The sequence below is a fragment of the Stenotrophomonas veracruzanensis genome, from assembly GCF_032911525.1.
Classification (GTDB): Bacteria; Pseudomonadota; Gammaproteobacteria; order Xanthomonadales; family Xanthomonadaceae; genus Stenotrophomonas; species Stenotrophomonas africana.
Window position 1 is genome coordinate 1 of the sequence record NZ_JAWJTI010000058.1, and the last position, 14,504, is coordinate 14,504.

Consider the following 14,504-nt stretch of genomic DNA (forward strand, 5'->3'; position numbering starts at 1 on the left):
AGGACATCACCCTTTCACGGTGGCGACCGGGGTTCGAATCCCCGTGGGGACGCCAATTATTTGAAACCCCGGCTTCGGCCGGGGTTTTTCTTTGCCTGCGATCTGCCGTCAAACCGTCCTGTCCATGCATGGCATGGATCTACCGGGCTCCTGCAGTAGATCCGCGCGATGCGTGGATGGCTTCGCCTCGACCACACCTCAGAACCGGCGATACATTCCGATCGATGCCGGCGCGGTGGGGGCGAAACCAAACTGCGCGTACAAACGATGCGCTTCACCATCGGCGAGCAGGCTGACGTATGCCGACGGCGGCAGGTTCGCCTGCATCCAGCCATCCAGGCGGCGCATCACCTCCTTGCCCAGCCCCTGTCCCTGCAACCGTGGCAGCACGGCGATATCGCAGACCTGCAGGTGGCAACCGCCATCACCCACGATGCGCCCCATCGCCACCAGCTCGCTGCCCTGGTACGCACAGACACCAAACAGCGTATTGGGCAGTGCGCGCGTTGCCGCCTCCTGGCTCTTGGCGCTGAGGCCCGCCAGTACACGCAGCTGGCAGTAGTCCTCGACCGTGGGCACGCCCTCGCGGAATTGGCAGGCGATGGAATTGTTCATGCAGTATCTCCCTGTAGGTCGGGCTATCCTGCCGCATCCACGTCGCAGCCGCTGCGACCCATGCCGGCAGAACATCCATGTGCTATTCCGCCCTCATCCGCGCCGACTACGCCAAGCTGGTCCGCGAGTTCGGCGCCATCCTGTCGTTGGAAGAATTCGCGGAGCTGTACGCACACGATCCCGGCAAGAAGCGCCCGAAGACGCCCAAGGCCATGGACGACGGCTTTGCCGCTGCGCGCACCGAGCAGGGCCGTGACATCGTTGCAAAGATCCAGCAATGGCATGCGCAGGAACGCCAGGATCTCGAGGCGGAGCTGTTGCGCCAGCGCGAGCGGCGCGATATCGCCAACGCCACCCTGGCGACCCGCCCCACCCAGAAGGCACGCAACGACCTGCGCGTGGCTGGCAATCGCATCGAGCGCGCGCAGTCCCGCCTGGAAGACCTGCACCGGGTACAGCTGCTGCCACGCGACAACCGCATCTTCCCAGGCACCTACGCACCGGTGATGGTCAGCGAGAACGGCAAGCGCGTGATCAAGCCGATGCGTTACCAGTGCCGGCTGCCGGACAAGCCCGCGCGCAACGACGTGCTTTATCCGGGTACCTACAACGCGCGGCGCGACAGCCTGGAAGGCTATTGGCGCGGCGCGTTCGGCCTGCGCCATGGCGTGGTGGTGGTGCAGGCGTTCTACGAACACGTACCCCGCCACGCCATCGCCGGGCGCACGCTCGACGCCGGCGAGAAGGAGGATGACGTGGTGCTGGAGTTCCGCCCCGATCCACAGCGCGACCTGCTGCTGGCCTGCCTGTGGGCGGAATGGGAGGGCCCGGAAGGTCGCCTGCTGTCATTCGCCACGATCACCGACACCCCTCCACACGACGTCGCCGCTGCAGGCCACGACCGCGGCGTCGTGCCGATCCGCAGGGAGCACCTGGACGCCTGGCTCAATCCCGATCCGGATGACCTGGCCCGGCAGTACCGGATCCTCGACGACCGTGAGGACATCCGCTACGTGTACGAGGAAGCAGGCTGAAACACAGGCCTCAGGCCTTGACCCGGGAGCGACCCACGGCACGCACCAGCGCCTGGCACAGATCCGCCGACAGGTACGGCTTGACCAGCAGCACGCCGGTCAGCATCGACGCCGGCAACTGCTCGGCCAGCATCCCGGTCGCCAGTACGAACGGCACACCGCGTGCCGACAACGCGGCAGCCACCGGCTCACTGGTCTCGTTCCGGGCCAAGCGGTAATCGAGCAGAGCCACGTCTGGAGAGCTTTCCTTCAACAGGCGCAGTGCCTCATCCACGCTCGCCGCCAACCCGACCACGGTCGCGCCGGCATGCACCAGCTGCATCTGCAGCAGTGCGGCACTCATCTCGTCGTTCTCGACCACCAGCACCCTCAGGTCCTGCAACACTGTCATCGGCTACCGCTCCTGGAGGCATTCAAGCCGCAGCAGTATAGCCATCACAGAGCCGATGCCGACAGGAAGCGCCCCGATCGGCCTTGCCTCTATGAAAGCCCTGCCGACCTCGGTTACACTCGCACGCTGCCTGCCGGTGTGGCGGAATGGTATACGCAGCTGACTCAAAATCAGCCGGGGGTGACCCCATGAAGGTTCGAGTCCTTTCACCGGCACCACAGCATCAAAGGCCAGGTCCCCGACCTGGCCTTTTGCTTTTCCAGGCACGGAGTGACCACACTGCCCGGCATGCCTGCCTCACGTCTGCCGTCACTTCCAGACACCCTGCCCGCACGCCTGCGCGCCCTGCGGGTGGATGATGCGGCCGCATGGTCCCGCTACCTGTCTCTACCGGGCGTGATCGAACACACCAGCTGGAACGAGGTCTCGGAAGCCGCATTGCGCCAGCTGATCGCCGGTTACCTGCCCACGTCCCCCGACCAGCGCTGGGGACTGGTGGATTCAGGCGACCGGCTGATCGGCACCTTCGGCCTGAACGGCATCGACCTCCTGCATGGCCGCGGCGAGCTCGCCTATGACCTCGACCCCCACTGGCAGGGACAGGGATTGGCCACGCAGGCGGCACGCGCGGTGCTTGAATGGGGTCATTCCGCACGCGCCCTGGTCCGTATCCAGGCGACCGTGCTGGACAGCAACATCCGCTCGATCGCCGTGCTGGAACGCCTGGGCATGCAGCGCGAAGGGCTCCTGAGCGCCTACCGGCGGGTACGGGGACAGCCCCGTGGCTTCTGGATGTACGCCCACCTCGAAGGCACGGCTAGGTCATCCCCCTGACACACAATTGCGACTTTCGACAAGGTTCGCACTGGATGCGCATCACACTTTTCTTGCCAGCCGCAGGTACATCTGCCTATCGTGATCCCGCCGTATCTGTGGGCGGGGGAATGCATGACGCTGCGTGCTGCACTGTTTTTTCTGGTCGTGCACGCGCTTGTCATCGCTTTGATCGGCCCCCAGGACCCGGTCGGCTCCTACCTCCTGCTGATCTCCGCGCCGCTGCTGGCCGCATTGGCCTGTCTGCGGCGCGCACGCTGCAGCCAGGCCGCCTGCCAATGGCGGACGCTGGGCGCCGCCGTCGCCCTGTTCGCGCTTGCATTGCTGGCCCTGCTGTACCGGAACGTGGCCGGCCTCTCCCCTGCGCAGATGACCGCCTCATCGTTGATCCTGTACGTGTTCTACCGGATTCCACTCATCTACGTCGCTGCCAGCCCGGGGGGCGGGAACCGCTACATCCGTGCAGTGGACTTCGGGATCATCGCGCTGCTGTGGTTGCTGTACTACATGCATGCGCAGGCAATGGCTCCGTTGAACACCGCCTTGTGGACGCAATGCCTGAACACCATGAGCAACGTGCAGAACAGCCTGGTGTTCTGCTTCGCACTGATCCGCTTCCTGGCCGAGGACAATGCGGATCGCCGGGATTTTTTCCGGACGCTGACGATCTACGCGCTGGGTTACTTCCTGCTGGCCTTCTACATCAACACCTACCAGCCGCAGGCGCCGGACGGCAACTGGCAGGACCTGCTGATCAGCGGACTGTTCGTACTGCTGGCGATCATGGCAGGCAGCAACCGCCGCCGCCCTGCAGCGCCGGTATCGCCCAACCTGCGCCGCATCGTCGATGCCGGTGTGCCGCTGATGCTGCCGTTGCTGCTGATGATGGTGGCTCTGCTGGTCGCACGCCTGCAGCCGACCCTGGCCACGATCGGATTCATCGGCGCCCTGCTCGGCTATGCGCTGCGCAGCGTGCTGAGCCAGGCCGAGATCCAGCGCCAGCGCGATGAGCTGGAAACGCTGGCCCGGCGCGATCCGCTGACCGGGCTGGGCAACCGGCGCAGCTTCGATGAATCGCTTGGCGCAGCCCACCGCCGCGCCCGCCGCCAGGGCTTGGGCCTGGCCGTGCTGATGATCGACATCGATCACTTCAAGCGGCTCAATGACACCTACGGTCACCCTGAGGGCGACCGCCGCCTGCGCGCCGTTGCCGCGATCCTCGACGGCTGCCTGCAGCGCGGTGATGACCTGCTGGCCCGCTACGGCGGCGAGGAGTTCATCGCCGCCCTGCCCTCATCCGACACCTCGCATGCGCTGGATCTGGGCGAGCGACTGCGCGCTGCCGTCGAATACGCGGCGTTGCCCGCCCCGGACGGCCACGTGACCATCAGCGTCGGCGTCGGCTGGCAGTCCGCCAGCGACGAGCGCGAGCCGGATGATCTGGTCGACCGCGCCGACCAGGCCCTGTACCGGGCCAAGCACGCCGGCCGCAACTGCGTGCAGCTCGCCCCGGCCAAGGCGGCCGGGGTCGCGACTGCCGGACGCCGCGCCTAGACCGCGTGCAACGCGGCCATCCCATGCGGATGGCCGCCCCCGCCCTGCACACGGAAGCTCGCCACGGTCTGCAGCAGTTGCGCCGACTGTTCCTCCATGCTGCGTGCCGCCGCCGAGGCCTCCTCGACCAGCGCTGCGTTCTGCTGGGTTCCCTGGTCGATCAGATCGACCGCATGGTTCATCTGCTGGATGTCATCACTCTGCTGCTGCGAGGCGGTACTGATCTCGGTCATCAGGTCGCTCACCCGGCGGACGTTGGTCACGATTTCATTCATGGTGCGGCCCGCGCTCTCGACCTGGGCGGTGCCGGCCCCCACATTGGCAACAGACTCGTCGATCAGGTGCTTGATCTCCTTGGCTGCGCTGGCCGAACGCTGCGACAGCTCGCGGATCTCGGTGGCGACCACGGCGAAGCCACGGCCGTGCTCACCGGCACGTGCGGCCTCCACCGCTGCATTCAGCGCCAGGATATTGGTCTGGAAGGCGATGCCGTCGATCACGCCGATGATGTCGACGATGCGCCGCGACGACGCATTGATCACCGCCATTGTCTCGACCACCTCATGCACCACGCTGCCACCACGCGCAGCGACATCGGCCGCACCACCGGCCAGCTGGCTGGCCTGGCGGGCGTTGGTGGCGGTGCGCTGCACGGTCTCGGCCAGGCCCTTCATCGAAACAGCGGTCTCCTCCAGCGAGGCGGCCTGCTGTTCGGTGCGCTGCGACAGATCGCTGTTGCCCTGCGCGATTTCGGTCGCGCCCACCGCAATGGTGTCGGCAGCGAACTTGATCTGGCCAATGATCGCCGCCATCGCCTCGACCAGCGAGTTTACGCCCTCGCACAGCTCCGCGATCGAACCCTGCTTGTCCTTCATCGCAATGCGCCGGGTCAGATCGCCCTGTTTGGCAGCCGCTACCACCTCCCGGGTCTGCGCCACCGCGCGCTGCATGGCCTGGTTCTCATGCACCTGCGCGGTGATGTCGGTCGCGTATTTGACGACCTTGAACGGCTTCCCGTTGAGGTCGAGGATGGGGTTGTAGGAGGCCTGGATCCATACCTCGCGCCCGCCCTTGCCCAAGCGACGATATTGGCCGGCATCGTATTCGCCGCGTCCGAGTTTCTCCCAGAAGCGACGATACTCATCACTGCTGCGGTGATCCGGCTCGACAAACAGCGAATGATGCTGCCCGCGCACTTCATCCAGGCTGTAGCCGGTGACCGTGAGGAAGTTCTCGTTGGCCGAGAGAATGCGCCCATCCATGCTGAATTCGATCACCGCCTGCGATTTGGCGATCGCGGCCAGCTGCCCGGCCGAATCGGCCGCCTGCAGTTTCTGCGCGGTGATGTCGGTGGCGAACTTGACCACCTTGTACGGCCGCCCCTGGCGGTCCAGCACGGGGTTGTACGAGGCCTGGATCCAGATCTCGCGCTGCCCCTTGCCGAAGCGGCGGTACTGTCCGGCGTCATATTCGCCGCGCCCCAAGCGCGCCCAGAAGTCGCGGTATTCGGCGCTGCGCGCCTGTTCGGGGTCGACGAACAGGGAATGATGTTTGCCCTGGATCTCCTCCAGCCGGTAGCCCATCGCCTGCAGGAAATTGTCATTGGCCTGCAGGATGGTGCCGTCGAGCGCGAACTCGATGACCGCCTGCACGCGATGCAGCGCCGCGACCTGCGCTTCAAGTTCGGCGCGGTCGGTTGCCGCCGGCTCGGTGCGGGTGCGCTGCTGCGGCGCAAGGGCGCCCAGCAGCGCGCGCCACGGCGACCAACGGGTATGCAGCTCGGCCGGCGCCTGCGCGCCCGCCGTGAAGCCTGGAATGAGCATTGTCTGATCCTCGGTGTCCGGTAAGCGGTTGCGACCCGTCGGGCGGGATGCCCGGCGGCAACTTCAGTTGCTTGGGACTACAGGTACCGGCAGGCACCCCTCGAGCGGCTGGCAAGAACGTCTGGTGCGGGTGCGATCGGCATGGGGAACGGCGGAACACACAGCGCGGACCGCCCATCCAGGGCAGCCTGGGGTCCTGCAGCGGGGGACTGGAGCGGGATCCAGAGGGGATATCGGCGACGGAATTCGGGGCTTTAGCGGGATTCCGCGACGTCCGTCGCAACTCCAGGCATATGCGCAGGAATGCGATAGACGATCGCCGTGTACTTCACTTGTTGCTCACGCGCAACGGGCACGCCCCCCAGGGATTCGGCCAGACGCCGGCTCGGTGCGTTCTGCTCGGCCACCGGATAGCGGAATGCTGCGCATCGCAGGCGCCCGGAAGCCCACGACCACACCGCCGCCACGGCTTCCCGGCCATAGCCCTGCCCATGCATCGCTTCGTCGATCCAGATGCCGAGCTCGGGCTCGGCGTCCATGGTCCGATGCAGGCCGGCCAGACCAAGGAAGGCGCCATCGTCACGTCGGCGAATGACAAAGGTGATGTCCGTGCCCTCGGCGATGGTGGGCAACCACGCCTGCCAGACCGCAGTGAAGGCCTCCTCCGACGGCGGCGGTTCGAAGGCCATGTAGCGTGTCAGCCCCGGCGTGATCGCGGTGAACACCTCATCGGCATCCGCCGCCGTGAAAGGCCGCAGGCACAACCTCGCACTTTCGATCACCCGGTTGCCTGGGGTCATGCCCTGCACCACGTTTCCATTGAATCCAGCCTCGCTCATGAGACGCATGCAACGCAAGCCGAAAGGTCCATGACCAACGGGGGATTCCCCGGGGCAGGGAAACGGCCAGCATGCAGCGACCTGAAGGATGTTCGCGGACACGGAGATCACATGCCTGCACGCTTGGCCAGCTACCTCTTCCTGGGACTGTGCAGCACCAGTGCCCTGGCTGCCGATGCCGCCTATCGGCCGTCCTTCCATCCCGACCAGCTGAAGGGTCCGCCTGCGGGTCGCCCGAACGAGGTGCTGGTGCTGGGCAGCCCGCATCTGTCCAGCCTGCCGAAGACCTTCAGGCCAGCCATGCTGGAACCCCTGCTGCAGCGTCTGCAGGCCTGGCAGCCCACGGTGATCGCGGTCGAGAACCTGTCCGGCCTGCAGTGCGACTTCATGCGTCGCAATCCAGGCCGCTACGCCGGAAGTGTCGAGGACTACTGCGTCGATCCAGCGCCGGCGCAGGCAGCAACCGGCCTGGACGTTCCCAGCGCCAATGCCGAGATGGAACGTCTGCTTGCGGAATGGCCGGGCACACCCACTGCCGCCCAGCGGCGACGGTTGGCCGCGGTTTTCCTCGCTGCGGGCGAGAACGGTTCGGCCGTCGTGCAATGGCTGCGGTTGCCCAACGAAGAGCGCCGTGCCGGTGACAGCCTGACGCCCGAGCTGGTGCGCTACCTCGACACCCGCATGGCCAGGCCGGACGAAGTGGGCATGGTCGCAGGGGTACTGGCCGCACGGCTGGGCCTGGAACGGCTGTGGTCGGTCGACGACCACACCGCGGATTCGCCCACGCCGGAATCCCGAAGGAAGGCCTACATCGCAGCCATCCGGGCCGCCTGGGACAATCCATTCGTCAAGTCGCGAATGGCCGCTGACGAGCCACTCGAAGCCAACCTCGACAAACCCGAGGGGCTGCTCGCGATGTATCGCGCCTACAACACCTCGGACGCCGCGATGATGGCTTACAACAGCGACTTCGGTGCGACCCTGGTGGAACCATCTCCCGAGGGCTTCGGCCGCAACTATGTGGGCTATTGGGAAACCCGCAACCTGCGCATGGTCGCCAACATGCGGGATGTGCTGGGCCAGCACCCAGGCACCCGCATGCTGACCATCGTCGGCGCCTCGCACAAGGGCTACTACGAGGCTTACCTCAACCTGATGCACGATGTGCAGCTGGTCAGTTCGGATGAAGTATTACGCTGACGCAACATGACATGGGGATGCGGTCATCCTCCACCGCATCACTCCACTGCGTTCCTGCCCGCCCGCCACAACACGATGCTGGCGGCACCGATGCAGGACAGCGTGAACACCAGCAGGGCGGCCGCGCCGCCCTGCAGTACCGGCAGCAGGGCCTGCGCGTGCAGATCGCCGCGCAACTGTTCCGCACGCAGGCAGGCGGCCAGGGCCAGGCACCAGCCAACCAGAGCCGGGGCGAAGGCACGCACCGTTACCGGATTGCAGACATTCATGGGGTCACCTGTACGAGGGGAAGTGCGCGGAGTATTCGCGCACGCCCTCTCACAGACTGAGATCAGCCGTCGGCCGGGTCGATGTCGTCGCCCGGCAGCTCACTGGCCTCGCCCTGCACCTGCACGTTGTTGCGACCCATTGCCTTGGCCCGGTAGCACTGGGCATCAGCCGCCGCCACAGCCTGGTCCACGCTCATCCCACCCGCCAGTGGCGCGATACCGATGCTGGCGCCCACATGCAGGCGGTCCCGGTCCCACGGAATCGACAGCGATGCCAAGGTGTGCAGCAGTTCACCGCCGATGCGGGCCGCGCGGCGCGGCGTACACCCGGAAAGGATCACCGCGAACTCGTCGCCGCCCAGCCGCGCCACCACGTCCGAATCGCGCACCCCGTGACGCAGCACGCTGGCCACCGCCCACAGCACGGCATCGCCGGCCAGATGGCCCCAGGTGTCATTGATCGGCTTGAACCTGTCCAGATCGATGTACATCAGCGACGCGGCCTGGCCGGTACGTTCAACGCGGGTGATCGCCTGCTGCAGGTGCACTTCGAAGCCACGGCGGTTGCTCAGTTCGGTCAGCGGGTCGATCTCGGCCAGGTGCCGTGCCTCGCGCTGGCGGGCACGCTGCTGGGTATCGTCGCGCAGCACCCAGACTGCGCCGCGAACGTGGCCCTCGTCATCGCGCAACCAGGCGCGGGTGAGGTCCACCGGCACCGTGGCAGTACCCAGGCGCAGCAGCAGGTCGGCATGCAGGTCCACCGCGTTGCTTTCCGGATCCAGCAGTACCGAAACGTCCAGCACCGACCCCGGCGCGTACTCGGTGGTCAACGCCAGCACGTCCTGCACCTTGTGCCCGGCCAGCGACAGCGCACCGTCGCCCGCCAACGTGCGCACCGCGGCGGCATTGGCATAGTCGATACGGCCATCCAGGCTGACACTGAGCACCAGGTCGGCCACCGCATCAAGCGTGATACGGCTGCGCTGCTCGCTCTCGAACAGGCGCTGCTCGCTGCTGCGCTGGGCGCTGATGTCCTGGATCTGCGACACGAAATGCAGCGGCTCGCCGTGCTCGTTGCGCACCAGCGATACCGACAGCCGCGCCCAGATCACGCGTCCATCGCGATCGAGGTAGCGTTTCTCCAGGTGGTAGTGGCTGCGCCGCCCAGCCAGCAGGTCCTGCACCAGGGCCAGATCGGTCTGCAGGTCATCGGGATGGGTCAGCCGCTGGAAATCGACCTGCAGCAGCTCTTCGCGGGGGTAGCCCAGGATCCGGCACAGTGCGTCATTGACGTCCAGCCAGCGACCTTCCAGCGACACCAGCGCCATGCCCAGCGCGGCGCTGGTGAACGCGCCGGCGAACTTCTCCGCAGACAGGCGCGCCTCGGCGCGCGCCTGCAGGATCTCGGTAATGTCGATCGCCATGCCGACGTAGCCGATACGCGCTCCGTTGGCGCCTTCCATGCGGCTGATCGACAGGCGCACCTGGCGTGACTGGCCATCCTTGCGCCGCAGCGTCCATTGCCGCGAGTAGGTCTGTCCGTCAGCACGCGCGCTCAGCGCCTCGAATACGCCGGGCAGATTGCCATCGGCATCGGCCAGCGGCTGCAACCAGGCTTGCAGTTCGGCCGGATCATGGAAGGCATCGAGGCGGCGCTGGCCGACGACCTCCGACGCGGTGTAACCGAGCAGGCGCTGTGCGCCGGTATTGAACAGGGTGATGGTGCCGTCGGTATCGGTGGCGATCACCGCAACCTCGTCAGAGGCATCGACCACCGCCTGCAGGCGCTGGCGGGTCTCGGCCGCATCCTGGCGGGCCTGCTGCAGCTCGGTCACATCCGCATGGGCACCGGCCATCCACAGCGGTTTGCCCTGCCCATCCCACTCAAAGACCCGGCCGCGGTCCTGGATCCAGATCCACTGGCCGTTCTTGTGGCGCATGCGGAGCAGGCAGGCGTAGTTGTCGGCGCGCCCTTCAAAATGCTCATCCAGCGCGGCATCGGACACCGCGATGTCATCCGGGTGCACCAGCTTCAGGAAGGTCTTCTGGCAGATCGGTTCCAGTTCTTCCAGGCGGTAGCCGACGATCTCGGCCCAGCGCGCGTTGACCCGCATCTCGCCGGTCTGCACGTTCCATTCCCAGGTGCCCGCAGCAGTGCCATCGATGATCATCGCCAGCCGGCGGCGCTCTTCGGACAGCTCCTGCAGGCGCCGCTCAAGCAGCCCGTTGCCGTTGTTTTCCTGGCCCGCCATCACTCCGGTCCCCTGCCGGCACGGGCAGGCGCCGACCGCAGCGAAACGCTGCAGCCTGCGACGAAGACGGCGGGTCGTGCTGGCGTCATGGCCCTCCCCAGCGACAGCGGGGAGGCCGAACGCCCCCCCTCAGGCGCAAGTGTGCGCAATCACGGGGAAAACCGACAAGTCCCCCGCCCCGGATCAACCGTGACGGGGGGCACGATCCTCAGCTGCGCCTGGCCCGTGCAAAGGCCTCGGCCAGGGCGTTGTTGGCCGGCGGCGCGGACTGGGCGGGACGGCTGGCGGCGCCCTGGCCGCGGTTCGGCCCACGGTTCTGGCCGCCCGCGTCACGGCGAGGCCCCTGCCCCTGGCCTCGCTCATCGCGCTGGGCAGGGCGGCTCGTGGCCTGGCCGGGGGTATCGTCCAGGCGCCGGGTCAGGGCGATGCGCTTGCGCGCCACGTCCACCTCCAGCACCTTCACCTTGACGATGTCGCCGGCCTTGACCACGTCGCGCGGGTCCTTCACGAAGGTATCGGACAGCGCCGAGATGTGGATCAGGCCATCCTGGTGCACGCCGATATCGACAAAGGCACCGAAGGCGGCCACGTTGCTCACGGCGCCTTCCAGCACCATGCCTTCGCGCAGGTCCTTGATGTCCTCGACGCCCTCGGCGAAGCGCGCGGCCTTGAACTCCGGACGCGGATCGCGGCCCGGCTTTTCCAGTTCCTTCAGGATGTCGCGCACGGTCGGCACGCCGAAGGTGTCGTCGGTGAACTGTTCTGCCTTCAGGCCACGCAGGAAGCTGCCATCACCGATCAGCGCCTTGATCGGGCGCGCGGTGCTGGCCACGATGCGCTCGACCACCGGATAGGCTTCCGGGTGCACCGCCGAGGCGTCCAGCGGCTGGTCACCATCGGCGATACGCAGGAAGCCCGCGCACTGTTCGAAGGTCTTCTCGCCCAGGCGCGCGACCTTGAGCAGGTCCTTGCGACGCTTGAACGGGCCGTTGTCGTCACGATGGCGCACGATGTTCTCGGCCACCGTGGCCGACAGGCCGGACACCCGCGACAGCAGTGCGGCCGAGGCGGTGTTCACGTACACGCCGACCGCGTTCACGCAGTCCTCCACGCGCGCGTCCAGCGCCCGCGCCAGCCGGTACTGATCCACGTCGTGCTGGTACTGGCCGACACCGATCGCCTTGGGATCGATCTTGACCAGTTCAGCCAGCGGGTCCTGCAGGCGGCGCGCGATCGACACCGCGCCACGCAGCGACACGTCCAGGCCCGGGAATTCCCTGGCCGCGAACTCGGATGCCGAGTACACCGACGCGCCGGCTTCGCTCACCACCACCTTCTGCAGCTTCGGGTTGCCAGCGGCCTTGATCGCTTCGCCGGCCAGCTTGTCGGTCTCGCGGCTGGCGGTGCCGTTGCCGATCGCGATCAGCTCGACGTTGTGCTTGGCGCACAGCTGCTTGATCGTCTGCAGCGACTGCTCCCACTGACGGCGGGGTTCGTGGGGGTAGATGGTGTCGGTGGCGACCAGCTTGCCGGTGGCATCCACCACGGCGATCTTGCAACCGGTGCGGATACCCGGGTCCAGCCCGAGCACGGTCTTCGGGCCGGCCGGAGCCGCCAGCAGCAGGTCCTTCAGGTTGTCACCGAACACCGCGATGGCCTCGGCCTCGGCCTTCTCGCGGGCCTGGTTGAACAGGTCCAGCAACAGATGGGTGTGCAGCTTGGCGCGCCAGGTCAGGCGGCAGGCATCCAGCAGCCAACGGTCGGCGGCACGGCCCTGGTCGGCAATCCCGGCCTTGCGCGCCACGCGCCCTTCGGCGTACTGGTGGCCGGCCTCGGCATCGCTGCCCGGGTCCAGTTCCAGGAACAGGATCTCCTCGCGGCGCGCACGGAACAGTGCCAGCAAGCGGTGCGATGGAATCTTCGCCAGCGCCTCGGCATGCTCGAAGTAATCGCGGTACTTGGCGCCTTCGGTTTCCTTGCCCTCGGCCACGCGGGCACGGATCACGCCGGTCTCGCCCAGCCAGGTGCGCAGCTCGCCGACCAGCGCGGCATCTTCGCCCCAGCGCTCCATCAGAATCGCGCGCGCGCCTTCCAGCGCGGCCTTGGTATCGGCCACGCCCTTGTCGGTGTCGACGAAGGTAGCCGCGAACGTCTGCGGGTCCTTCGTCGGGTCGGCCAGCAGGCCATCGGCCAGCGGCTCCAGGCCGGCCTCGCGGGCGATCTGGGCGCGGGTGCGGCGCTTGGGCTTGTACGGCAGGTACAGGTCTTCCAGGCGGCTCTTTGTATCGGCGGCCAGGATGTCGTTGCGCAGTTCGTCGCTGAGCTTGCCCTGCTCGCCGATGCTGGCCAGCACCGCCGCACGACGGTCCTCCAGCTCGCGCAGGTAGGTCAGGCGCACTTCCAGATTGCGCAGCTGGGTGTCGTCCAGGCCACCGGTCACTTCCTTGCGGTAGCGCGCAATGAACGGAACGCTGGCGCCCTCGTCGAGCAGCCCGACGGCGGCGCGTACCTGGGCGGACTGGGCACCGATCTCGTCGGCGATGGTCTGGGCGATCTGCTGGGCGAGCGCGCTCTGTGCGTTCTTGGCGTCGTGCATTGCTTCAGGTCTGTGCCGCGGTTCGGGAAGACCCCATTCTGGCAATCCACGACGGAGCCGGACAAGGCATTGACAGGGGGCGAGGTTCAGCGGCGGGGCCGGATTGGACGCCGGCATCCTGGCAACGAGAGGGCTCGGACTGGCCCTGGGCTGGGATGCCGGCGCGGGCGCGCGATGGTGGGCGCGCCCTGCCGCGTGTTGCGGAGGTCAGCGGTAGTGGCGGGCGGCGCGCTGCATGACGATCTCGTCACGCATGCCTTCCAGGGCCATCAGGCGGACCTTGCCGACACCCTGCAGTTCCATGAACCGCTCCGTGTAGAACTCCGGCCCCAGCGCGGTGTCGGCGCGGGATTTGCTGAAGCCGTAGGGCACCACGCCCTTCTCGCCATCCTTGCTACCACCGACATAAAGAACGATTGCCATGTGATGTATTCCTCCAAATTGCTACTGCGTACTGCACTCGATGAGCGATGCTGCGAGCTCATCGAGGGAGAGCTTACCGCGTCGAACCTGACTGGAACGTCACGAAGGCTAATGACGATCGGTTGCATGCAGATGACTGCGGGATCGCAGCAGAATGCTTACGGATCTTTAACTTCCGACTAACGAATCGGGGGTTTCCAGCGAACGGCGCAGCCCCTCGTGGGTGGTTTGAGATGATCGCGGAAAGCCGGTTTCCTGTGGGCTGGCCGGGTGGGTGGGGCTGGCGGGGACGCCGTGAACCCGTCCCTGGGGGCTTAGCCGCGGCATCCATGCCGCGGATACCCCGCCAACCCCACCCACCCGGCCGCTGACAGATTTCTGCTGCGTCTGCCACCCACGGAGAAGAAAAAAGAAGATCAAAAGCAAAAGCAGCCTGGCTGGCCGCTTTTTGTAGAGCCGAGCCCACGCTCGGCTGCTTTCAGGCCAGTCCGCGAAGCCAACCGCAGGCTCGGCTCGCGAGCAAGCGCAGCGCGCGACCCGCTTCTGCTGTTCTATTTCTTCTCCGTGGCTGGCTGGACGCGCACGGAAACTCTCAGGGGCCGGGCGGGGTGGGTTCGCGGGACCGTTGGCGCCATGGATGGCGCCATCGAGCCCCCAGGGACGGGTTTACGGCG

Annotated in this window: 12 protein-coding genes and 1 tRNA gene; 5 read left to right on the forward strand and 8 right to left on the reverse strand. The window is 66.7% G+C overall.

All coding sequences use genetic code 11. The annotated features are described in order from the left end of the window. Positions 1-198 precede the first annotated feature (198 nt). Positions 199-615, reverse strand: a complete 417-nt coding sequence (locus tag R1H25_RS19755) for a GNAT family N-acetyltransferase (RefSeq protein WP_049443549.1) — start codon at positions 613-615, stop codon at positions 199-201. 77 nt (positions 616-692) lie between these two features. On the opposite strand from R1H25_RS19755, the gene R1H25_RS19760 reads away from it, so the two are divergent. Next, complete coding sequence (locus R1H25_RS19760; RefSeq protein ID WP_317224414.1) at positions 693-1,649, forward strand: SOS response-associated peptidase family protein; 957 nt, start codon at positions 693-695, stop codon at positions 1,647-1,649. A 10-nt stretch (positions 1,650-1,659) separates the two neighbouring features. Here the strand turns inward: R1H25_RS19760 and R1H25_RS19765 are convergent, their stop codons facing one another. Beyond that, positions 1,660-2,040: a response regulator gene (locus R1H25_RS19765; RefSeq protein ID WP_049443545.1), complete on the reverse strand. Its 381-nt coding sequence runs from the start codon at positions 2,038-2,040 to the stop codon at positions 1,660-1,662. A 132-nt stretch (positions 2,041-2,172) separates the two neighbouring features. Here R1H25_RS19765 and R1H25_RS19770 point away from each other — a divergent pair. The 3 genes from R1H25_RS19770 to R1H25_RS19780 all read left to right on the forward strand — a co-directional run bounded on the left by R1H25_RS19770 (position 2,173) and on the right by R1H25_RS19780 (position 4,428). Next, a tRNA-Leu gene (locus R1H25_RS19770) sits at positions 2,173-2,258 on the forward strand. A gap of 70 nt (positions 2,259-2,328) precedes the next feature. Continuing rightward, positions 2,329-2,874 (forward strand): GNAT family N-acetyltransferase, encoded by a 546-nt coding sequence (locus R1H25_RS19775; RefSeq protein WP_088480927.1) that lies wholly within the window; start codon positions 2,329-2,331, stop codon positions 2,872-2,874. 114 nt (positions 2,875-2,988) lie between these two features. Next, the gene (locus R1H25_RS19780) at positions 2,989-4,428 is read left to right on the forward strand and encodes a GGDEF domain-containing protein (protein ID WP_088480926.1); all 1,440 of its coding nucleotides are present in this window, start codon (positions 2,989-2,991) and stop codon (positions 4,426-4,428) included. On the opposite strand, the gene R1H25_RS19785 is transcribed toward R1H25_RS19780, so the two are convergent. Together R1H25_RS19785 and R1H25_RS19790 are read right to left on the reverse strand one after the other, a co-directional pair. Further along, positions 4,425-6,251, reverse strand: a complete 1,827-nt coding sequence (locus R1H25_RS19785; protein ID WP_317224415.1) for a methyl-accepting chemotaxis protein — start codon at positions 6,249-6,251, stop codon at positions 4,425-4,427. The two genes, R1H25_RS19780 and R1H25_RS19785, sit on opposite strands and share 4 nt — an antisense overlap. Before the next feature lie 254 nt (positions 6,252-6,505). After that, positions 6,506-7,090, reverse strand: a complete 585-nt coding sequence (locus R1H25_RS19790; protein WP_317224416.1) for a GNAT family N-acetyltransferase — start codon at positions 7,088-7,090, stop codon at positions 6,506-6,508. A gap of 111 nt (positions 7,091-7,201) precedes the next feature. Here R1H25_RS19790 and R1H25_RS19795 point away from each other — a divergent pair, with 111 nt between their 5' ends. After that, positions 7,202-8,290 carry a DUF5694 domain-containing protein gene (locus R1H25_RS19795; RefSeq protein ID WP_317224417.1) on the forward strand — a complete coding sequence of 363 codons (1,089 nt, stop codon included), beginning with the start codon at positions 7,202-7,204 and terminating at the stop codon, positions 8,288-8,290. A 38-nt stretch (positions 8,291-8,328) separates the two neighbouring features. Here the strand turns inward: R1H25_RS19795 and R1H25_RS19800 are convergent, their stop codons facing one another. The 4 genes from R1H25_RS19800 to R1H25_RS19815 all read right to left on the reverse strand — a co-directional run bounded on the left by R1H25_RS19800 (position 8,329) and on the right by R1H25_RS19815 (position 13,830). Further along, entirely contained in the window at positions 8,329-8,559 is a 231-nt protein-coding gene (locus tag R1H25_RS19800) for a hypothetical protein (protein ID WP_049443534.1), read from the reverse strand. 62 nt (positions 8,560-8,621) lie between these two features. Continuing rightward, the gene (locus R1H25_RS19805; protein ID WP_317224418.1) at positions 8,622-10,811 is read right to left on the reverse strand and encodes a PAS domain S-box protein; all 2,190 of its coding nucleotides are present in this window, start codon (positions 10,809-10,811) and stop codon (positions 8,622-8,624) included. A 208-nt stretch (positions 10,812-11,019) separates the two neighbouring features. After that, positions 11,020-13,407 carry a Tex family protein gene (locus tag R1H25_RS19810; RefSeq protein ID WP_317224419.1) on the reverse strand — a complete coding sequence of 796 codons (2,388 nt, stop codon included), beginning with the start codon at positions 13,405-13,407 and terminating at the stop codon, positions 11,020-11,022. 207 nt (positions 13,408-13,614) lie between these two features. Continuing rightward, entirely contained in the window at positions 13,615-13,830 is a 216-nt protein-coding gene (locus tag R1H25_RS19815) for a hypothetical protein (RefSeq protein ID WP_005410085.1), read from the reverse strand. Positions 13,831-14,504: the final 674 nt, after the last annotated feature.

Excerpts from the sequence above, each read along its gene's own strand:
- R1H25_RS19795 (WP_317224417.1), top strand. The coding sequence starts at position 7,202 with ATGCCTGCACGCTTGGCCAGCTACCTCTTCCTGGGACTGTGCAGCACC.
- R1H25_RS19815 (WP_005410085.1), bottom strand. The coding sequence starts at position 13,830 with ATGGCAATCGTTCTTTATGTCGGTGGTAGCAAGGATGGCGAGAAGGGC.
- R1H25_RS19765 (WP_049443545.1), bottom strand. The coding sequence starts at position 2,040 with ATGACAGTGTTGCAGGACCTGAGGGTGCTGGTGGTCGAGAACGACGAG.
- R1H25_RS19780 (WP_088480926.1), top strand. The coding sequence starts at position 2,989 with ATGACGCTGCGTGCTGCACTGTTTTTTCTGGTCGTGCACGCGCTTGTC.
- R1H25_RS19760 (WP_317224414.1), top strand. The coding sequence starts at position 693 with ATGTGCTATTCCGCCCTCATCCGCGCCGACTACGCCAAGCTGGTCCGC.
- R1H25_RS19810 (WP_317224419.1), bottom strand. The coding sequence starts at position 13,407 with ATGCACGACGCCAAGAACGCACAGAGCGCGCTCGCCCAGCAGATCGCC.
- R1H25_RS19755 (WP_049443549.1), bottom strand. The coding sequence starts at position 615 with ATGAACAATTCCATCGCCTGCCAATTCCGCGAGGGCGTGCCCACGGTC.
- R1H25_RS19805 (WP_317224418.1), bottom strand. The coding sequence starts at position 10,811 with ATGGCGGGCCAGGAAAACAACGGCAACGGGCTGCTTGAGCGGCGCCTG.
- R1H25_RS19800 (WP_049443534.1), bottom strand. The coding sequence starts at position 8,559 with ATGAATGTCTGCAATCCGGTAACGGTGCGTGCCTTCGCCCCGGCTCTG.
- R1H25_RS19775 (WP_088480927.1), top strand. The coding sequence starts at position 2,329 with ATGCCTGCCTCACGTCTGCCGTCACTTCCAGACACCCTGCCCGCACGC.
- R1H25_RS19785 (WP_317224415.1), bottom strand. The coding sequence starts at position 6,251 with ATGCTCATTCCAGGCTTCACGGCGGGCGCGCAGGCGCCGGCCGAGCTG.
- R1H25_RS19790 (WP_317224416.1), bottom strand. The coding sequence starts at position 7,090 with ATGAGCGAGGCTGGATTCAATGGAAACGTGGTGCAGGGCATGACCCCA.